The 21190-nt window shown below is 37.0% G+C and carries 20 protein-coding genes; 3 read left to right on the forward strand and 17 right to left on the reverse strand.

The window, feature by feature from the left end; genetic code table 11:
* Positions 1–177: 177 nt before the first annotated feature.
* The 6 genes from ACIQX2_RS15950 to ACIQX2_RS15975 form a co-directional block, all read right to left on the reverse strand.
* Positions 178–1005, reverse strand: a complete 828-nt coding sequence (locus ACIQX2_RS15950) for a carbohydrate ABC transporter permease (protein WP_402852559.1) — start codon at positions 1003–1005, stop codon at positions 178–180.
* Positions 1006–1022: 17 nt separating this feature from the next.
* Positions 1023–1865: a carbohydrate ABC transporter permease gene (locus ACIQX2_RS15955; RefSeq protein WP_402852767.1), complete on the reverse strand. Its 843-nt coding sequence runs from the start codon at positions 1863–1865 to the stop codon at positions 1023–1025.
* 243 nt (positions 1866–2108) lie between these two features.
* Positions 2109–3374, reverse strand: a complete 1266-nt coding sequence (locus tag ACIQX2_RS15960) for an ABC transporter substrate-binding protein (RefSeq protein ID WP_402852562.1) — start codon at positions 3372–3374, stop codon at positions 2109–2111.
* A 63-nt stretch (positions 3375–3437) separates the two neighbouring features.
* Positions 3438–5522, reverse strand: coding sequence for an amylo-alpha-1,6-glucosidase (locus ACIQX2_RS15965; RefSeq protein WP_402852565.1), 2085 nt, complete (start codon positions 5520–5522; stop codon positions 3438–3440).
* A 121-nt stretch (positions 5523–5643) separates the two neighbouring features.
* Complete coding sequence (locus ACIQX2_RS15970) at positions 5644–6669, reverse strand: LacI family DNA-binding transcriptional regulator (RefSeq protein ID WP_402852568.1); 1026 nt, start codon at positions 6667–6669, stop codon at positions 5644–5646.
* 299 nt (positions 6670–6968) lie between these two features.
* Positions 6969–7211 (reverse strand): hypothetical protein, encoded by a 243-nt coding sequence (locus ACIQX2_RS15975; protein WP_402852571.1) that lies wholly within the window; start codon positions 7209–7211, stop codon positions 6969–6971.
* Positions 7212–7458: 247 nt separating this feature from the next.
* On the opposite strand from ACIQX2_RS15975, the gene ACIQX2_RS15980 reads away from it, so the two are divergent.
* The gene (locus ACIQX2_RS15980; RefSeq protein ID WP_402852574.1) at positions 7459–9195 is read left to right on the forward strand and encodes a methyl-accepting chemotaxis protein; all 1737 of its coding nucleotides are present in this window, start codon (positions 7459–7461) and stop codon (positions 9193–9195) included.
* 104 nt (positions 9196–9299) lie between these two features.
* On the opposite strand, the gene ACIQX2_RS15985 is transcribed toward ACIQX2_RS15980, so the two are convergent.
* From ACIQX2_RS15985 to ACIQX2_RS16005, 5 genes are all read right to left on the reverse strand, one after another.
* Positions 9300–10334, reverse strand: a complete 1035-nt coding sequence (locus tag ACIQX2_RS15985) for a Gfo/Idh/MocA family protein (RefSeq protein WP_402852577.1) — start codon at positions 10332–10334, stop codon at positions 9300–9302.
* Positions 10335–10344: 10 nt separating this feature from the next.
* A complete protein-coding gene (locus ACIQX2_RS15990) occupies positions 10345–11319 on the reverse strand; it encodes an ABC transporter permease (protein WP_402852580.1) in 975 nt (324 codons plus the stop codon).
* Positions 11312–12826, reverse strand: a complete 1515-nt coding sequence (locus tag ACIQX2_RS15995; protein WP_402852583.1) for a sugar ABC transporter ATP-binding protein — start codon at positions 12824–12826, stop codon at positions 11312–11314. Before ACIQX2_RS15995 ends, ACIQX2_RS15990 begins: the two co-directional genes overlap by 8 nt.
* Before the next feature lie 78 nt (positions 12827–12904).
* On the reverse strand, positions 12905–13870 hold the full coding sequence (locus ACIQX2_RS16000) for a substrate-binding domain-containing protein (protein ID WP_402852586.1): 966 nt from the start codon (positions 13868–13870) through the stop codon (positions 12905–12907).
* A gap of 121 nt (positions 13871–13991) precedes the next feature.
* Complete coding sequence (locus ACIQX2_RS16005) at positions 13992–14975, reverse strand: LacI family DNA-binding transcriptional regulator (protein ID WP_402852589.1); 984 nt, start codon at positions 14973–14975, stop codon at positions 13992–13994.
* Positions 14976–15175: 200 nt separating this feature from the next.
* On the opposite strand from ACIQX2_RS16005, the gene ACIQX2_RS16010 reads away from it, so the two are divergent.
* Complete coding sequence (locus ACIQX2_RS16010) at positions 15176–16144, forward strand: sugar phosphate isomerase/epimerase family protein (RefSeq protein WP_402852592.1); 969 nt, start codon at positions 15176–15178, stop codon at positions 16142–16144.
* Between the two features lie 198 nt (positions 16145–16342).
* Positions 16343–16957 carry a hypothetical protein gene (locus ACIQX2_RS16015; protein WP_402852595.1) on the forward strand — a complete coding sequence of 205 codons (615 nt, stop codon included), beginning with the start codon at positions 16343–16345 and terminating at the stop codon, positions 16955–16957.
* 519 nt (positions 16958–17476) lie between these two features.
* Here ACIQX2_RS16015 and ACIQX2_RS16020 read toward each other — a convergent pair.
* From ACIQX2_RS16020 to ACIQX2_RS16045, 6 genes are all read right to left on the reverse strand, one after another.
* A complete protein-coding gene (locus ACIQX2_RS16020) occupies positions 17477–17683 on the reverse strand; it encodes a hypothetical protein (RefSeq protein WP_402852598.1) in 207 nt (68 codons plus the stop codon).
* A 182-nt stretch (positions 17684–17865) separates the two neighbouring features.
* A complete protein-coding gene (locus ACIQX2_RS16025) occupies positions 17866–18372 on the reverse strand; it encodes a flavin reductase family protein (protein WP_402852601.1) in 507 nt (168 codons plus the stop codon).
* A gap of 32 nt (positions 18373–18404) precedes the next feature.
* Positions 18405–18914, reverse strand: coding sequence for a GNAT family N-acetyltransferase (locus tag ACIQX2_RS16030; RefSeq protein WP_402852603.1), 510 nt, complete (start codon positions 18912–18914; stop codon positions 18405–18407).
* Positions 18915–18936: 22 nt separating this feature from the next.
* The gene (locus ACIQX2_RS16035) at positions 18937–19647 is read right to left on the reverse strand and encodes an amino acid ABC transporter permease (protein WP_402852606.1); all 711 of its coding nucleotides are present in this window, start codon (positions 19645–19647) and stop codon (positions 18937–18939) included.
* A 20-nt stretch (positions 19648–19667) separates the two neighbouring features.
* Positions 19668–20372 carry an amino acid ABC transporter permease gene (locus ACIQX2_RS16040; protein WP_402852609.1) on the reverse strand — a complete coding sequence of 235 codons (705 nt, stop codon included), beginning with the start codon at positions 20370–20372 and terminating at the stop codon, positions 19668–19670.
* Between the two features lie 19 nt (positions 20373–20391).
* A complete protein-coding gene (locus tag ACIQX2_RS16045) occupies positions 20392–21189 on the reverse strand; it encodes a transporter substrate-binding domain-containing protein (RefSeq protein WP_402852612.1) in 798 nt (265 codons plus the stop codon).
* Position 21190 lies beyond the last annotated feature (1 nt).

Raw genomic sequence — 21190 nt, forward strand, 5'->3', positions numbered from 1 at the left:
AATAACTTTTTTGTACTTCAAGAAATAATAAAGTAATTATTGGATTTACATTATTTTTTAAGTAACAATTATATAATTATAATCAATGCCTTAATTATTTTAGGCCATTTCTATCCTATCGTGTATGAAATAAGCAAAAAAACAACCTTGGCATTGATATCCAAGGTTGTTTTTGAATTACTTATCTCCCGTAAAAGAAATGCCTTTCATAAAATACTTATTAAAGAAGGCATAGATAATGAGTACTGGCAAGGTAAAAACCATTGATGCAGCCATAATATAGTTCCAGTAGCTTATATATTGACCCTTAAAGCTATTTAGACCTAAGGGCAAAGTGTATAATTCAGGACTTGATAAAATAATGAGTGGCTTCATAAAGTCATTCCAAGAACCCATGAATACAAAAATGGCTTGTGCCGCAAGTGCTGGAGTTGCCATCGGAAGAACGATTCTAAAAAAGGTTCCAAACTTCCCTAAACCATCTATTTCTGCTGCTTCTTCTAATTCCTTTGGAAAATTAATAAAGAATTGTCTCATCATAAAAATAAAAGTAGCATTCACCATTGCAGGAATAATCATACCCTGATAAGAGTTCAACCATCCTATTTCCTTTAAGATTAAGTAGTTTGGGATCAGTGTCACCTGACCAGGTATCATTATTACTGCAAGGATAATAATAAATAAGGCTTTTTTTCCAGGGAAACTAAGTCTAGCAAGAGCATACCCCGCCATTGAGTTAAAAAGTATATTTAATCCAGTAACTGATACTGCAATAAATACACTATTAAATAACCAACGGGGAAAAAGCTCTTGCTCGATAAAAATTGTTTTATAATTTTCAAGTGTAAAGTTTTTTGGTATCAGATTGATCGTACCGCTTACAATTTCCTCTAATGTCTTAAACGAAGAGGATAGAGCCCATAAAAATGGAATAATCGTTACGATTGCATAGATGATTAGGATTGTATAAAGAATCCCTTTCCCGAATCCGATTTTTTTCCTCATGTTTACTCCGCCTCCTCTTAATAAAGAGATTCTTCTTTAGAGAATTTCCGTTGAATTAATGTTGCGACCAGGATGACAATCGCAAGGGCAAACGCTAAAGCAGCTGCATAGCCCATTGTTCCTAAATTTTTAAACGCATATTGATAAATGAGTAATACGACTGTTAAGGTCGAATTGTTTGGTCCACCAGATCCTCCAGAGAAAATATAAGACTGATCAAATAATTGAAATGTACCGATGATTCCCATGATCACAACAAAGGAAGTCACTGGTCTTAGATTAGGAACCGTAATATAAAAGAACTTTTGAATCGCACTTGCTCCGTCTAAATCTGCTGCTTCATAGAGAGAATCCGGAATCCCTTGTAAGGCAGCAAGGTAAATCACCATAAAGAATGGCGCAGTTGACCATATATTCATGATCATAATGGCATTTAATGCAACTGCAGGGTCACCTATCCAGTTATAGGTAGGTAAGCCTATCACATCTAATACTTTATTAATTAATCCATTTTGATTGTACATCCACATAAATATCAGGGTTAATACAGCCGAAGAAGTCAAAGTTGGTAAAAAGTAAACAATACGGAAAAACTTTTCCCCCTTCATCCCTGCATTTAAAGACGCAGCTAAAACCATAGCTAAAAAGGTCTGTGTTGGAACAACAATAACCACATATTTAAATGTGTTCCATAAAGCGATTTGCGCCCGGCTGTCATCTAATATTTTCGTAAAATTATCCATTCCAACAAAATCAAAGGATGCTGTACCTAGTAATTGAACCTTATGAAAAGACAAGAAGATCGCATAAAAAATTGGTCCAACGAGAAATAATAAGAGAACAAACAAGGTCGGTGACATAAATAAATACCCTTGCCCCGCTTCACGTAATTTTTTTCGATTTATCAATTCCTCAACTCCTTTAACATCGATTTCCTTTTTTCTTACTTAGGTCGCTAAATGGAGGGTTCTACAATTTCATTGAGTCCCCAAAACTTTCTATCTCAACTCTTTCTAACGACCTTTTTAAAAAATCGACACAAAGAATTGAATAGTTTTAAGAGAAGAGGAGGGAAAATTCCCATCCTCTCTATTTTATGCTTTTTATTGATTGTCAATTTCTTTATTAGCTGTTTCTTGTGCCTCAGCTAATGCTTCATTTAGCGGTCTTTCGCCCAGGTAAGCACTGACAAATTGATTGTTGAAGTTAGTTAAAATGATCGGAAGGTTGACACCTTTTGTCCAAACAGTTGCATATGGAGCTCCTGCAACAAGAGAACCACGTAATTCATCTTGATCATAGCCCAGTTTTTCTGCTACAGACTTACGAGATGGTAACTCAAAGCCTTTAGAAGTCCAAGTCTCCATTCCTTCTTTTCCAGTTAAATAGGTAATTAACTCAGCTGCTGCTGCTTTCTTCTCTGATGCTGCATTCATTACATAGGCTACAGTAAACGCCATTGTTCCTTTTTCTCCATCTATTGTTGGAACTTCAGCTGTTCCAAATTCAATATCAGGGAAAGTGTTTTCAATATAAGGTATTGCCCAGTTTCCTTCGATAACCATGGCAGCTTTACCTTGACCAAACATTTCACCTGTCCACCCTGCTCCTACCTGATTTGATTGCGCAGCTGTTTTATCCACTAAAGCTTGATCAACGTATGGTTGTAATGCTTCAACTACTTTTGCATCCGCATAGTTTGCCTTATCATCGACTACTACCTCGCCACCCTTAGATTCAGCAATAAACATTGTACGAGCTAGCTCTGGGTTTTGACCAAATCCATAAACATCTTGCCCTTTTGTAAGAGCTTTGGAAACTTCTCTTAACTCATCCCAAGTCGTTGGAACTTGGACGCCCGCTTCTTCAAACATTTTCTTATTATAGAATAGTGCTAAAGTAGAATAGCCTTTAGGGTATCCGTAAGTCACACCATCTTTTTGGAAAGCTTCTAGTAAAGGTTTTTCAAAGTCTTCTACATCAAAATCATCTGGTGTGTGATCCTCAAGAGGTTCGAGTACACCTGTTTCGATTAGACCTGGGGCTTCAAATGCATCCAAATAAAATACATCAGGACCTTCACCGCCAATAAGACGTGTTTTAATCACATCCATATATTGGTCTGCAATGACTTCATGTTTTACCTTAATGTTTGGATGACTCGTTTCAAAATCAACCAATACTTGCTTTAACAATTCTGCTTCTTCAGGAGAAGACCCCCACCCAGCAAGGGTAATCTCTACTTGTTCAGCTCCATCCTTTGCAGGTTTACTTGCAGTTCCTTCTTCTTTATCGCTACAACCTGTTAAAGCACCTGCTATTAGCATTGTAGATAAACCTAAAGTTGCTATCCATTTTTTTCTGGACATCTTTCAATTTCCCCTCTCTATTTTCAAAAATTATCTAACAAACGAAGTCACCTTCGTGAAAGATCAAGCGATAACAATTTCATAACCAGTTGTATTTTCAATTATTTCTAATCCTTCAAGGGTGACGCTTAAAGATAATTGCCCGTCTCCAATTGAAAGATTGCTAACTTCAAGTTTGTTCATTTTACTTAATAGTTTTGGTGATAGGACAATCTGCTTTTTTAAACTATTAGGAAATAGTCCAAGAATGGATTGAATGAAGAGAAGTGGTGTACCAGCTGCCCATGCTTGTGGAGAACAGGCTACAGGATATTTGACCGCTTTTCCAATTGCTTTTTCATACCCACAGAATAGTTCCGGTAGACGGTCATATTCAAAATGAGCAGAAGCATCAATTAACCCTTCCATCACCATATTCGCCTCTTTACTCTTCTTAAGCTTACTCATACCTAAAATAATTAAGCTATTGTCATGTGGCCAAATGCTTCCATCATGGTAACTCATTGGATTATAGCCTGCTTCTTCAGACCCCATCGTACGAATTCCATATCCAGAAAACATTTTGGATGAAACTAGCATATCTATAACTGAATGAACTCTCTCTGCAGGTAGCATTTCAGAGAAAAGCAGATGGCCAGGGTTTGATGTAATCGTGCCTACTTGCTTTTTATTCCCATCCAAAGCGATGGCATAGTAGTTTACATCATCCATCCAAAATTCTTCCTCAAATTTTTCTTTTAACTTATTCGCTTGTTCCCTTAAAGCAGTTGATTTTTCTTGTTCTCCAATATGTTCAAAAATTTCTGCTAATCCCATTTTTGCTTGGTATACATATCCTTGTACTTCACTCAAAGCTATTGGTGTTTTCGCATATTCACCATCTCGATGTACGATAGAGTCACCAGAGTCTTTCCACCCCTGATTCGCCATTCCCTTACTAGATTCTTGATGGTATTCCACAAACAAATCCCCATCACGGTCTCCATATTGGTCAATCCAGCTTAAGGCATCTTCAATACTTTTGTTCATGGTAGTAACAATTTGTAAGTCACCAGTCCATCGAACATATTCTGTTAGTAATATTAGGAACAGTGGAGTGGCATCAATGGTACCGTAGTATGGTGTAAATGGAATTTGGTTCGTGTTAGCAAGTTCACCATATCGAATTTCATGCATGATTTTGCCTGGTTGCTCATCTCGCCATGGATCCTCTTTAGTCCCTTGTCTACTAGCCATTGTAAGTAGGGTTCCTTTTGCCACTTCCGAATTAAAAGGAAGCATTTGTAATGCCGCTATCAAACTATCACGTCCAAACGGAACTCCAAACCAAGGTAAACCTGCAACAGGAAACTTGCCATATCCTAAATCCGTTAATAATACACGAAGATCAGCAATCCCTCGGTCAATTAATCGTTGTAAAGGCTCATAATCTGTCTTAGCTTTAGTAGTTGTGTTCTCCCAACTCTTATAGGAATGTTTAAGTTTAGCCAACGCTTCATGTAGCATCAATGGCTCATTCATTTGTTCCGTTCCTATTTTCGGTTGGATCATAAAGACAACCGTTTCTTCTTGAAGATGAGATAACTTAAAGTCAAAGAAAACGCTTCCAAGTTCATCCACTATTTTTTCTTTTTTATCCCATGTAATAACTGTCGCACGTTTAAGTGAGTCAGAACCTTCATAGTGAAACTTTAAAGTTTTGGAAGAAACCGTTTGACCTGTTCGTTTACCAATCTCTCCATTTTGGAATCCTCTGACGATAAACATATCAGAAAAATCCACATCGAAATGAAGACTTAGATTAAATTGAACTGCCTTTGGGAAATAATTTTTAACGTTAATAGATTCATATAAAACATCATCATATATGAATCTCGTTCTTTCTATTTGTACTGATTCTCGCCAAAGAATTAACTCTCCGTCTTTTTCCATATGTGGGTTGGTAAGTAAAATTTTCGCCATATAATTTTCAGCTGCATCGGAAGCTAGTAAAATTGGATCCTCCCCGTTAATCTTCAAGTGTAAATTACTTAAAAACCTTGTATCCTTCGTATATAGCCCTAGACCATACGGATGGTTTTTTACAATATTTCCATTTGTATCAGTAAGTAAAAACAAATCATTTTCTTTGATAACTCTGTAATCCATAAGTACCTCCTAGTTGTTACTTCTCCCATATAATTATTAGGTGGGGATTTAATTTCCATTTTTCCGAAACGTTTCGGATTTAAAATAAAAGGAAAAGTGTATGATATAGAATCATGCTCGTTTATCTTTTCCTCGAAGTATCACGAACCTTAAGCTCAGTAGGTAAGGTAATAATATGAGCTTTGTCTTCGTTTTCCAATATATTAATAAGTAATTTAGCTGCTTCATAACCTAACGCTACCTTATTTTGAGCAATCGTAGATAGCGCTGGAGTAATGTGTTCTGCTAGCAATATGTCATCATAGCCAACGATTGAAAGGTCTTCAGGTACTCTTCGGTTTAGTCTTTTAGCAGCTTTCATAACTCCCATCGCCATTAAATCACTAGCGCAAAAAAACGCTGAAATCTCAGGATAAAGATTTAATAACTTAATAGCCTGCTCTTCAGCTTTCTCTTCATCAAAGTCACCATTAACAACCCAGTTAAGATTAACCTTGCTTCCGTGTTCTTCTAAGGCTTGAAAATACCCTTCTAGTCTTTGTTTGCTAACAAATGCATATTCGTGACCATTCATCATAGCAATATTTTGATGATTAAGTTCCAGAAGATGTTGGACCCCTTTTTTAGCTCCAAGAATATTATCTGTAGTAACATAACCAACGGTACTAGATTCAATGGGAATATCGATAAGAACACAAGGGATTTCACTATCAACAACTTCTCTTAAATAAGAATCATCGGTTCTTATCCCAGATATAATGACTCCGTCCACTTTACGCTCTCGACAAAGCTGAGAGTAGGTCTTTTCCCGCTGTTTTGTTGAAGTCGTACTGAAAATAATAAGATCATAATCTGTCTCACCAATATACTGGTTTAAGCCGATTAATACTTCAAAAGTAAAGTTATCCTTAATACTCCCTTTGTTTATCCCAGATATTAACAAACCAATTGTTTTTGATTTATTCATAACAAGACTTCTAGCAAGAGTATTCGGACTGTAATTTAATTCTTTTGCAATTTCTTGTATTTTTTTACGTGTTTTTTCACTCACATCAGAGTATCCATTTAATGCTCTAGATACAGTTGTTACCGACACTCCAGCGGCTTTTGCAATATCTTTTATCGTGGTCATTGACAAATCCTCCAAAACGTTTCGGATACTTGTTGATTGAATTTTACAATAATTCGAAAGCGTTTTCAACATAAATATTTTTATGGGCATATTTCCAACAAATGCATATTTGACATTATATACAGTATGTTATTCGATAGTATGCAGGGTGCATTCCTTTTCCTCTTTTATTTTTTTGTTTCGGTATATTCCGAGGATCATATTTTCTTGCCCTTCAAAAGATCTTCAACGGATGGAAGCACTTTTTCTAGAGGCTCTTCAGACTCTTGAGTCGAATGCCACAAATTTTCTAACCTATCCCAAAAGAAAAAGTATCAGCTTTTATCAAAACCTGATACTTTTTTTGTCTTATCTTTTCTGTGATATTCGGATATTTGAGTCACACGAACTCCTCTAGTATTCAGTTCATGGTAAATCCCTCTACTATCTGTAAATGAAATATAGGCATCCCGCTCTTTTTGAATTAGATCTTCCGCTTTCTCTTGAGAATCTGCAAAGACGAACCTTCTAATATAATGCTCTTCATCAAAAAAGTAAGTTACTTTGAATTCTTTCATGCCTTGCCCCTCCTGTCCTATCCTTTCCATCAGTATAACTTGGTTTCAGTCAGTCTAAACTTCTGGAAAAGCTGTATGTACCTTATGTCAGAAACAACTATGAACAATGTGAGATTACACTCTCATCAAACAACTGGTTACATGAGGGGATAAGGTAAGACAAAATAATTAATCTCCCAAAGTTCTATATATAAATCTATCCAATCATAAGCCGATATATATAAATAGATAGATAGGGGGATCCATTTTGAAAGCACGTAAATTAAGTTCGAAAATTATTTTATTCTTAGGAATAGCAATCTTAGCACTACTTATTTTATTTCTTACTTTTTTATACTTCACAACAAAATCTACAGTGGAACAAACCATTCGGGCTCAAGGTATCCAAACTGCACAACTTATTGCAGAAGATATCGACAAGGACATGTACAAAGAATTTGTTACGAATAAAAACGAATCGCCTGACTATTGGGCAATCAGAAATAATTTAAACGATTATCGTGATAAAACCGGGGCTATGTATGTTTATACGCTTGAAGCGTCTGATTCAAAATTAGAAATTTTAATTGATGGAATGCCCGAGAGCGATGAAATGGCGGTACCAATTGGAACAGAAACTACTGGTACAACTTTTGCAGATATCGAAAACGTATTAGAAGGAAATACAGATAGTACTTCTTTTATTGATGATCCTGATTATGGTCAATATTTATCTGCATTTGCGCCGATTACAAATGAAGATGGTGAATTTTTAGGTATCCTAGGCGTTGATATTGCTGCTACTAATGTAGGAGCAATTCAAAACGGAGTAATTAAATCCATTTTACCTGTTATATTTGCTATTCTTTTAGTAATAATGACTGGAATACTAGTTGTTGTTTATATTTATATTAAAAAAAGATTAGCTCCTATTTCTACTTTAACCAATTCAGTGCAATTACTCGCTGACGGGAAAATTAATGCTGCGGCAGACGAAGTTCGCCAGATTCGATCGTCTGGTAATGATGAAATTCACTTACTGACACATCACTATTTATTGGCTATGGACCAATTGGATGGTATTTTAAAACAAACAAAAGAGTCTACTCTTTCCGTGTTATCTGAAGCAAAAAAGCTAGATGAAATTATCGAGACTGTTAAATCGGCAAACAACGAAATTACAACGAATATTTACTCCATTGCTAAAGGTAGCGAGCATCAAAAGCATTCAAATGACGAAGCTGTTCAAGCAATGGAAGAAATGACAATCGGTATTCAACGTATCGCGGACTCGTCCACAACGGTTGCTGAATCTTCTAACGAAATGATGGATTTAGTTCAACAGAGCAATGACCAGTCTAAATCAGTCATTACTCAAATTGAAGAAGTAGAGAGTTCCGTTATTTCTACCGAAAAATTAATCAACAAATTGGCTAGTGGGTACTCCGCAATTGAAGAAACGATCCGTATGATTTCAGACATCACCGATCAAACGAATTTGTTAGCATTAAATGCATCCATTGAAGCAGCTAGAGCTGGGGAGTTCGGAAAAGGTTTCGCAGTTGTAGCGAATGAAGTGAAAAAATTGGCTGAACAATCACGAGCTTCAGCAGAAACAGTCTCCGCTCATATTTTAAGTTTTAAAAATGTAACTGTTGAAGCTTTATCAGAGATGGAAAAATCCGTAACTTTGGTAAAAGCGGGCACCGAGTCTGTTGAGGGAATCGGTTACTCCTTATCTAAAGTTTTAACATCTGTAAACCATGTAAATAATGAAATTCAAGATGTCTCAGCAGTTACAGAAGAGCTTTCTGCCAGTTCAGAAGAGTTATTAGCTTCAACTGAAGTCATTAAATCTTTAGTAGATCAAGCAGTAATTTCCACGAAGGAAGTTGCAGTTTCTACTGACCAACAAGTTGAATCCGTTCAAACACTTGAGCAAACGATGGAAAATTTACGTAATACATCATTAGAACTTGAAAAATCCATTCAACAATTCAGCTAATAGGACTAATAAAATAAAGAAGGAGAGGACAGTGAAATTTTTTCACTTATCTTCTCCTTTTTTTGTTATACCGTATGCCAGAAACAAACTAGAACAGAAAGGCTTTATATCGCAATAACCCTATTCGTTTCTGCTGCTTCTATAATACCCAAAATAACTTTTAGCGAAGAGAGTGCATCTTCCCCTGTAACAAGTGGTTGTTGATCCAGTCGGATGCTTTCGATAAAGGCATCGATTACACCACTACTTGTTTGGTTGTTATTTGTTTGGATATTCTCAAGCTTGTATTGTACCTTCTCGCCATCTTTTGTAATCACTTCTAATTGATGTTGGTCACTATGGTAGATCTTCAAAATACCTTTTTCGCAATAGATAATGGTGCTATTATCTTCTTCTCCATAATAAGTCCAAGAGAATGCCGCAGTGCCAATTCGCCCTTTTTTCGTTTTTAAACTACATACGATGTTATCGCACACTTCTATCGGTTCGTTGTTTTCATTGACTTTGTCTAATGCCCCTTGGAAGGCACTTACCTGTTCCATTTCATCATCTAATAAGTAATGCAACAAGTCGACTTTGTGGATTCCTAAATCTCCAGCTACGCCAAGGCCAGAACGTTCCTTTTGAAAGAACCATGTGGAGTTTGATTTGTTTATTCCCCATTGCTCTGGTCCCGAGTGTCCAAATGTCGTTTGAAAAGTCAGCACTTTACCAAGTTCTTCGCTTCTAATAATTTCTTTTGCCTTTTGATGTGCACGAGTGAACCGCTGATTATGGTCGACCATAAGCTTTTTACCAGATTGCCTTTGAGCATCGAGTATTTCTTTTGCATGTTCAATGGTAAGCGATATAGGCTTCTCACACAGAACATGCTTCCCATGTAATAACGCTTTTGTAGTAAATATATGATGAGATTCATTCGACGAACAATCACTTATCGCTTGGATTGTAGGATCTGTAAATAAGTTATCCACATCTTTCACTACTGTCCCGCCAAACAGTACTGCCAATGTCTCTGCTCGTTCAGGATTTCGATCATAAAATACGATTTCGTCTACGAACGGATTTGCTTTGTATTCTGGTGCATGGCGAAGCTTAGTAATTGATCCACATCCAATAATCCCTACTTTTATCCCCATATGATCCCTCCTACTCTCTTTTTTGGAATACTACTGCGATAATAATGATTAATCCCTTTACAAAGCCTTGTAGGTAGGGGGATACATTCATTAAATTCATCATGTTATTCAGAATACCTAAAATGAGCACTCCGAAAAGTGTACCAATAATCTTACCACGACCACCTGTCATTCTCGTACCACCAATAATAACTGCAGCAATCGCATCTAATTCGTATTGAACACCTGAGCTGGAGGATGAAATAGAATTTAATCGGGATGTTTCAATAATAGCCGCCACACTTACCAATAAACCAGCCAAGCTATAGACAGCAATTTTAATACGGTCCACTCGAATTGCGGAAAGCATGGCCGCTTTTTCATTACTGCCGAGTGCATACACATATCTTCCAAATCGTGTCTTATGCATTAAAATATAAACCAATGCCGTCATTGCAAAGAAAATAATGACAGGAAAATCAAATATCCATAAATCATTATTTGCAATAGCTGTAAACCCCTGTACTTTTCCTGAGACGCTTCCACCTTCTGCAATATATAATGCTATGGAGCGCGCTGCTGCCATCATTCCTAATGTCGCGATAAAGGAGGCAATCCTTCCTTTTGCAACCATCAATCCGTTTAAAAACCCTGCAAAGGAACCAACTACTAATGCAGTGAAAATCCCAACTAGTATACTACCGGACGCATTTAATGCTAAAACTGTCATGACACCGACTAGCGCAAGCACTGACCCGACCGACAAGTCGATGCCTCCAGATAGCATAACTACGGTCATTCCTAATGCAACTATCCCGATAATCGAAACTTGCATGAGTATATTGAGCTGGTTATTCATATCTAAAAATCTTGGATTCATAATCGACGATGCGATAAAAATAATAATGAAAGCTATAATGACGCTATACTCTGACCATAGCCATGTTAGGCGACTTCTTGCATTGGAAACTCTCGGACTATATTCTTTTGCATTTATATTAGCCAATTGCTGCGACCTCCCTTTTCGAGCCAGTTGCATATTGCATAATTTCTTCTTCTGTCGCTTCTTCTCCGTTAAAACGTGCTGTTATTTCCCCTTGGTACATCACATTGATTGTATGACAAATTCTCATTACCTCCGGAGCCTCGGAGGACAATATGATTACTGCTTTTCCTTGTTCCGCTAATGCCACAATTTGTTGGTATATCTCTTGCTTCGCTCCAACATCAATACCCTGTGTCGGGTTATCAAATATTAGTATATCTGCCCCTACTTCAAGCCATTTAGCGATAATTACTTTTTGCTGATTACCACCACTTAGCTTATCGATTGTAATACGAGGGTTGTGTACTTTGATGTTTAGGAGCTCCTTATAATATTGAAATTTTTCTCGCTCAGCACTATCTTGAATAAATCCAGATTTCTCAAAGTTACCTATGGAAGATAAACTCATGTTATGAATCACACTTAAATCTTTTATGATGGCATTCTCTTTTCGATCCTTTGGAACGAGACCCATTCCTGCTTCTACCGCTTTTCGTGGATGGTCTATTTTTACCGACTGATTATTGATCTTTATCTCACCATTGTATTTTTTTCGATATCCAAATAAGCTTTCAAAAAGCTCGGTTCTCCCGTCACCTGCTAGACCCGTAAAGCCTACTATTTCCCCTTTATTCACCTTAAAGTGAATGTCTTTAAACAATCCCGGGCTACTTAAATTATTCACTTCTAGCAATACTGGTCCAAAAGCATGTTCATGTACAAAACGGTTTTGGGAGATTGATTTGCCAACCATTAGCTTTGTGATTGTTTCAATGTCTTCTAGTTCCATATCTCCAGTCTTAATCATTTCTCCGTCACGTAATACGGTATACCTATCACATACTTCCTTAATTTCCTTTAGCTTATGGGATATATAAATGATGGAAATGCCTGATTTCTTTAGGTTCTTCATTAACTCAAATAATCGATTGACTTCATGTTCTGCTAAGGAGGTTGTAGGTTCATCCATAATTATCAAGGTAGACTTATGAAGTAATGCTTTGGATATCTCTATTAGTTGCTTATAAGAGGTTGCTAAATTTCTTACGTATTCCTTCGGATCGATATCGACCCCAAGTCTCGCTAAAATTTCCTTTGTTTGCTGACACATCTCTTCCACTTTTAAAAATCCGACTTTGTTTCGAAGCTCTGAACCCAAAAACATATTTTCATAGACCTTAAGATCATTTACCATGTTTAGTTCTTGATGGATAAAGCTAATCCCTTGCTCCTGTGATATTCTTGGGTTGGTCATCTTGAACTCTTGACCGTTTATGTAAATAGAGCCATTATCAGGCTGATGAACTCCGCCTAAAATATTCATCAACGTGGATTTTCCGGCACCATTTTCACCTAACAATGCATGAATTTCCCCTTTTTCAATTTTAAGGGACACTTGCTTTAAGACAGGTACACCATTAAATGACTTATTCATATTCTCCATTTTTATAAAAGGATTTTTAGTCATAGTATTTATCCCTCCTTATATAGGAAAAGAGGAAATACAATAACTGTTTTCACAACCATTGTATTTCCTAACATTCATCTAGAATTTAGATTCCGAATCGTAGAACTCATCCACGTTTTCTTTTGTTACTTGGGTAGCTTCTTTTACAACCATCGATTCTTCTGGGTCATTGCCTTTTGCAATATCTGCTGCAATTTTCACAGCATCCTCCACCATCGTTGGTGAGTAAAGGAATGTAGCTGTTATAATACCGTCTGCTTTGATATCTTCAAATACTGCTTTACCGCCACCAGCTCCTGTTACAAATTGGATGTCTGTACGGTTAGCTTCTTTTATAGCTTGTAAGACACCAAGTGCCATTCCATCATCCTGTGTAAATACTGCATCTATGTGTGGATGTGCTTGTAAAATGTTTTCCATTACTTCTAGCGATTTCTCAGTAGAAAAGTCACCACTCTGTGAAGCAATTATCTCCATTCCTTGTGCACTTTCCATCGCTTCTTTAAATCCTGATCCGCGTTGCTCTGTAACTGAACTTGGTGGTCCCGAAATTTCCACGACTTTTCCTTTTCCATTTAACTTTTCTACAAAATACTTACCAGCGTTTACCCCGATACCTTCATTGTCACCTTTTACAACAACTGTAGCTGCATCATTTTCAAGCTCCCGGTCAACAATTACTAAAGGAATTCCTGCATCTTTCACCTTTTGTCCGACAGGTGAAAGTGCTGCAGACTCAATTGGAAGCATGACGATAACATCCACGCCCTGAGCGATTAAATCATCCACATCGTTTGCTTGTTTATTTGGATCAGCAGCATTAGTCAGTACGTATTCAATGCCGTCACTTTCTTTAAGCGCTTTTGCTTGCTTTTCCGCACTATCAATCAGTGCTCCCATCCACCCATGTGTTGCAGAAGGTAATGAAATACCGATTTTTAACGTATCCTCTTCTTTTCCGTCTGCAGTATTTGTATCACTACAAGCTGCCATAATAAAGACTGTGACTAGAGATAAACATAAGATTAGAAATTTCTTCAACACTATTCCCCCTTGAATTTTAGTGAACTGCTCCCCTTTTGTAATCGATTACATTTGTAGCTAAAGGCAGCGCTCTATTATTAATCTTGTTTAATACCAGAGCGCTGCCCTCAGTTGTTCATCGTCATGTAGACTCCCTAATGACTAGTTCATGGTTTAAAATGACATTATCCACGTCCTCTCCTCTAATTTTATCGATTAACATTTCCGCCGCCACCGTACCCATTTTATACATAGGCTGAGCAATCGTTGTGAGCGTTGGATTTGTCATATTAGAAAAATCGATTTTATCAAACCCTATTACTGCTATATCATTCGGAACATGTAGCCCAGACGCATTTATTTCTTTCAGTGCTCCGATTGCCAAAAGGTCTGATACCGCAAATATTGCTGTTGGTCGATCCTGTATTGCTAATATCTTTTTCATAGCCTGTTGTCCATGTTCAAATCCTAGATGCTTCGTGTAAATAATATAGTCATCGTCAAAAGATATACCATGTTCTTCTAATGCACGTCGGTAACCCATTTCCCTTTGTCTTGCATATAAAAATTGCTCATCTGAGTTCATTAGACCAATTTTTTTATGACCAATTTGAATCAAATGCTTGACCGCTCGATAAGATGCTTCCTCATTGTCTATCGATACATATGGGATTCCACTATCCACGTTATATTCACTGCATTGAATGATGGAATACTTTTCCGCTAGCTCTTTTAATGTTTCAATGTTAACTGCTGGATCCATGGAAATAATTCCATCCGCCATCTTTTTCCTTACAAGATCAAAGTAAATATTCTCTTTTTCTGGATTGGAATCTGTTTCACATAACAGAATATTGTAATTCTGACTTAGAGCAACATGTTCAATGCCCTTAATAATTTCTAAATAAAAAGGATTTGAAATGCTCGGAATTAATATTAAAAATATTCTACTCTCTGAATTTCTTAAATTCCTTCCCAACATACTAGGCTCATAATTTAAATTTTTTATCGTCTCTTCTACTTTGATACGAGTTTTTGATGATACTGTATTTTGTCCGTTAAGTACTCTGGATACTGTTGCTACAGATACCCCAGCTTCTTTAGCCACCTGTTGGATGTTTGTCATCTTCGAAGTCTCACTTTCTATGATTCCATTATTTTATTAATGAAATCGTTTACATTTACATAGTATTATATTCAGAATTATGAGTCAATATTTATTTTTTTATATAAAAAAACTATTGATTTACTTGAATTATTTATATATGGTAATTATGTAACGGTTTACATTTCAGTATATTCTGATAAGTATAGGAGGTAGTTTTATTGAAATTAGGTGTTTTTACGGTACTCTTCTCCGATAAAGGTTTTGAAGATATGTTAAGCTATGTTTCCTCTAAAGGTATAGAAGCAATTGAATTAGGTACTGGTGGATATCCAGGCGATGCTCACTGTAAAGTGGATGAATTGTTAAATGATGACACGAAATTGGAAAGTTTTAAGCAAAAGATCAGTGATTATGGATTAACCATCAGCGCTCTAAGTTGTCATGCAAATCCGCTCCATCCACAGAAGAAAATTGCTGAGCCTGCCGATGAATTATTTATTAAAACGATGCATCTTGCATCGAAACTAGGTGTGACCGTAGTAAATACATTTTCGGGTTGCCCCGGAGATCATGAAAATGCCCTTTATCCTAACTGGCCAGTAGCCCCTTGGCCACATGATTTCCAAGAAATCTTAAAATGGCAGTGGGAAGAAAAACTGATACCATACTGGAAAGAAAAAAATGATTTAGCACAATCACTTAACGTTAAGATCGGATTAGAACTACATGGAGGATTCTCTGTACATACTCCCGCTACCCTATTGCGACTAAGAGAAGCCTGCGGACCAATGATTGGCGCTAACCTTGACCCTAGCCATATGTGGTGGCAAGGTATTGACCCAATTGAAGCCATTAAAATACTTGGACGAGAGAATGCGATCCATCATTTCCATGCAAAAGATACAATTATCGATCAGCAAAATATGAATCGAAACGGACTTACAGATATGACCGACTACGCCAATATGCGTGATCGCGCATGGTATTTTAGATCTGTTGGTTTTGGACACGATCAAAAAACATGGGCAGACATCATTAGTACTTTACGATTATATGGGTATGATTATGTAGTAAGTATCGAGCACGAGGATGGATTAATGTCAATCGAAGAGGGATTCACGAAAGCCGTTGAAAACTTAAAATCCGTTATTGTGAAAGATAGTATTGGTCAGATGTGGTGGACGTAATCTATAAAAAAGTAAAGTTACCCCCATGACCAGTCAAAGCCGTTCTCCTGTTTGATCAGAGAACGGCTTTTAGTCGTTTAAAGAGATTTATTCAGAACCTACCTCCCTCACCAAAGAGTTTAAATTTCTTACTACATTTTAGTGTTGAAATGCCGATAACCATAGTAAGAATACTCAAAATGTTAGGAGAGGTTCCAGATGGAAGTCAATAGAAGTACTCACGTTAATAATCGAGACCTATATTCTAATCAATCAACTAGAGTAACTAAAAAACAAGATACGATCGATACACGTGCTTTACCAAGTAAGGATAAGGTGGAAATATCTAGCGAAGCTTTAGCCGTTGCTTCGAATACAAAATCTCCTTTAAAAATGTCTGAAGCAGAACGTAGCACATTAATTGAACAATTAAAAACAGAGCAAGAACAAAATAAACAAAAGCTAATTGATTTCGTACGGGAATCATTTGCTTCTCAGGGAAATAGTTTATCCAGCATTAATGATGTATGGAAGTTCATTGCAAGCGGAGAGTATACTGTAGATGCGGAAACAAAAGCTGCAGCAACAGAAGCCATATCAGAAGATGGCGAGTTTGGAGTGAAAAAAACCTCTGAACGGATCTTCGATTTCGCATTAGCATTAACTGGTGGAGATGAGAAGCTGATGAAGAAAATGCAAGAAGCGGTTACAGAAGGATTCAGTCAAGCAACAGCTGCATGGGGCAAGGAATTACCAAGCATCACAGAAGATACATTTGATGCAATCACCAAAAAATTCGATGATTATTATAATAGCTTACAAGCTGATGTGTGAAGATTTGCCAGAGCGAAAATGAACCTCCAAGAGGCTAGGACGGAAGTGGTCTCCATAAATGCAAGAACTGGCTTCACGTCTATCTTACGTTTACGGTAAGTGCGTGATTGCAAATCGCAAATCGAGATATGTAAATCGCAAGGTCGACTTTGAAAATCGCAAGATTATTCCAGGAAATCGCAAGTGCAGTATCCCAAATCGCAAGTCGAATCGTGGTTTAGTACGAATCGCAAATGGAGATCTCTATATCGCAATGGTGACTTTGAAAAACGCAAGATACTTCCGGGGAATCGCAAGTACAGTATCGCAAGTCAAATCGTGTTTTAGTATGAATCGCAAGATAGACTTTGAAATATTTGTTGTCGGGAGTGAAGGCGGCTACGAAGTAGACATAAAATAAGCAGTTCCAATTTTACTCATCGTAGAATTGGAACTGCTTTTCATTTTGAGGTGGTATTGTATACGAATGACTGCTATACAACAAAAATATTTCTTACACAAAGACAAAAAAACAATTTCTTATTTGAAATCGTTTTTCGAAGCTTTATCTGCTTTAATGCCTTTTGCCAAATAAATTATTAACGTCACTGTTCCTGAAACGGCAACGAGCATGCTGATCAAGAAGCCTGTAATCCATAGACCAAAGTCCATTGTTAAGTCTGCAAACATAAAAATAGCGAGCATCACCGCACCTATAAACATTAGCACTGCACCAGTTATTTTCAATGGTGAACCTCCTCTTGCTGCAACACGAAGAATTTACCCTTCTTCTCATCTTACCGAACTTACGCTAAGACTCGCAAGTAATTAACAACTAGTTGACAACTGCAACTTCACAAAAAAAAGTAAAGGAGAGTGATTCGGTCACTTTCCTCCACTTTTATATCAAATCTACAATAGGGTAAACCTTATACCTTTACTATTTTTTTATAAAACTCCTCTGGAATCGCTCCAAAATTTCGTTTGTGATAAAGTAATGGATTTTTATCTTCATTGGTGATGTGAATAACTTTTCCGATGAAAATAATATGATCGCCTGCATCAATTTTGTTATATACCTCACACTCAAGCTGTGAAAGCGCACCTGGGAAAACTGGTAGCTGATGTGCGGATTCCTCCCATTCACATTGACCGAATCGATCCGCTACTTTCGAGGCAAAAAGACTGCATAAGTTTTCTTGATCATCCGCTAAAATATTTATAGCAAATTTGCTAGTTTGTATAAACGGGTCGTATAAGCTTGATTTTTTATCGAGGGACCATAAAATGAGCAAAGGATCAATCGAAACAGATGCAAATGAATTTGCCGTTAACCCTACTGGCTTATTGTTTCCATCCAAAGTCGTAATAACTGTTACACCTGTTGGATAATTTCCTAATGCTTTTTTAAATTCTACCTGTGAAATAGTCTCCACTTCCCATTCCTTTAGATTTTACTACTCGAATGTTACATATCATATCTAAAACACTTTACAACAAAGTTTAGTTTGTTAAAATCCTTGGATGTGTCCCGCTTGAATCCTAGCCATTCATATAAACGAATCGCATCTGCCATTAGGTCTGTCGAATGTAAGTAAATATGGTCTGCTCCTTTTTCACGAGCATAGCTAATACTTTCTTTTAACAATGCTTGGGCAACGCCTTTTCCTCTCGCAGAAGGGCTTACACCAAGCATCCGAATAATCGGAGAAAAAATGGCTAAATCGGGTATATGATATGCAGCTTCGGAGTTCGTAAACAGCTGTAAGCTCCCTAATATTTCTGCTCCATCTCTAGCTACTAAAATCCGATCTACGAATGGATTATGCACGGAATCCCTCAGGCTTTCTGCATAATCTAGCCAGCCTTCCTTACTTTCATATGACTCCTGATACTGTGAGTAGCTTTCTACAAGCAACTCACTAACCTGCTCAAATTCTTCTACTCGTATGTCATCGATTGTAATTACACTTCCCATAGATCCTAACCTCCTTTTTGCTTTAAGCAACTCCGCCCTTACTATATTCCCTCACTCTTTTTTCGATAAGATGAGAAGTTCCTTCAATAATGATTGAAAGACCCCAATAGATGATTCCAGCCGCTATAAAGGCTTCTAAAAACTTCAAGTTTGAGGATGCCACGATATTAGCTGTTCCAGTTAGTTCTTTTTGTGAAACAAGAAAAGCAATAGACGTTAAGTGTAAAAACCCAACCGAAATATTCGTTAAATTCGGGATCGATGCAGCTAAAGCCTGTGGTAAAAGTATCCTTGTCATCGCTTGGTACGTGCTCATCCCGATCGAGTGAGCAGCTTCCATTTGCCCTTTTGCCACACTCGATATACCGGAGCGAATTATTTCCGCTAAATACGCTCCCGCTGTCAGGGATAAGGCAAACAGCACAAAAACGATAATAGGGATCGAACTCGTTTGAAACGATATATTTAGCGAAGCAAAAATTCTATCTAGTAGCAATGGAATACCAAAGTAAATGAGCATTATATGCATAATAGCTGGTGTTCCTCTAAAAAAGGAGACATAGCCGTTTGCAATGGAATATAACCCTTTCACTCTATACTCTCTTATTAACGTAACTGCTAATCCGATAAAGAAACCAAAAATGATGGGAACTATGGCTAACATCAATGTTAATGGGATTGCTTTTGCTATCTCTTTAAAAGCCACCCATATAAATGCAATATCAATTCCCATAGCTGTTAACTCCTTTTCGATCAAGCAACTGTTGTTTCAGTTCCTTGATAACGATTAGTATATTTCTCAAAAAGTCTAAAACCTTTTTCTAGGATGAGGACTACAACGTAATAGATTACCGACAAAGCAATATATACTTCTAAAGCATGAGCAGTGGATGCAATTAACGTCTCTCCTCTGCCCATCATGTCCATAATTCCAATCGTAAAAGCTAACGAAGTATCCTTTAATGACCCTATAACTGTGTTTGCGATATTTGGGAATGCCACTCGAATAGCCTGTGGGAATACAATTCGCGTGAAGTTATGAAACGGAGTCATCCCAATCGAATAAGCTGCCTCTGTTTGACCAAATTCCACTGCGTTAATAGCTCCCCGGAATATTTCTGCGAATATCGCTCCATTACTGATTGAATACGTAATAATAACAAAGAAAAATGCATCCATTCTTGTAATATCGATATGGATTAATGCTAGTAAAGCAGGTAGTCCGTAGTACACAAGGAACAGTTGAATAATAATCGGTGTGCCTCTTATAAAGGAAATATATACGGTAACTATTTGCTTTAAAATTGGAATATTAAACAGCTTCGGTATAGCTGCTCCTATACCGATTAGGACGCCTAACAGAATAGATACAGCTAAAATCTCTAGCGTCACACCAAGATATTTTAATAAGGTCGGGATAAATTCAAAAATTAATGAAGGGTCAAATACTTTTCCCATAGCTTATACCCCTCCTTCTTTAAAATTCTACTGAGTAGTCAGCTCCAAGCCATTCTTCACTCAATGCACTCACTACACCTTCTTCTTTCAGTTCGATCAATGCTTCATCGATACGGTCAGAAAGAGTTGCATTGTCCTTTTGAAGCAAGAAAAATACTTCTGAATTTAAAAGCGATTCACCAACAATTTTTTGCTGTGCATCTGCATATTTATTGTTGAAATCTACCGCAAAGGGAGTGGAAATGGTTGCATCTGCTCGGCCAGTACGAAGCAGATTATTAATATCTGTTGTACTATAAAGAATTTCTGCACCTAATTTATGCTCTTTGTTATAGGTTTCCATAAATAGCGCAGGGTTACTAGTTGCCGATACTGCCACCTTTTTACTAGCCAAATCATCAATTGATTTAATATTATTGTTATTTTCATTCACTACAATGTGTAATGGGAAAATATTATAGGGTTCTTCGTTAAACAAGAACTTCTCTTTGCGTTCTTCATTTACTGCCATTTGATGTGCAATAAAATCGATTTTATTTGTCTCTAAACTTAGTAAAAGGTTAGTAAAGTCCATCGTTTTAAATTCAAATTCATATTCCTCTAGCTTTTCATCAATTGCGCGTACTAATTCCACATCGTAGCCAGTTAAATTTCCGTTTTCATCTATGAAACAGATACTAGGAAATTGTGTACCTGTTCCCACAATTATTTTTTGTATAGCAGTATTGTCAGTTGATTTAGATCGCACTGCGTTAGAGGAACACGCTCCTAATAAGGCAACCGCTATGACTAATGAAACTAGTAATATTTTTTTCAAC

Origin of the sequence: Psychrobacillus sp. NPDC096623, from assembly GCF_044762655.1 — a bacterium.
Taxonomy (GTDB): Bacteria; Bacillota; Bacilli; order Bacillales_A; family Planococcaceae; genus Psychrobacillus.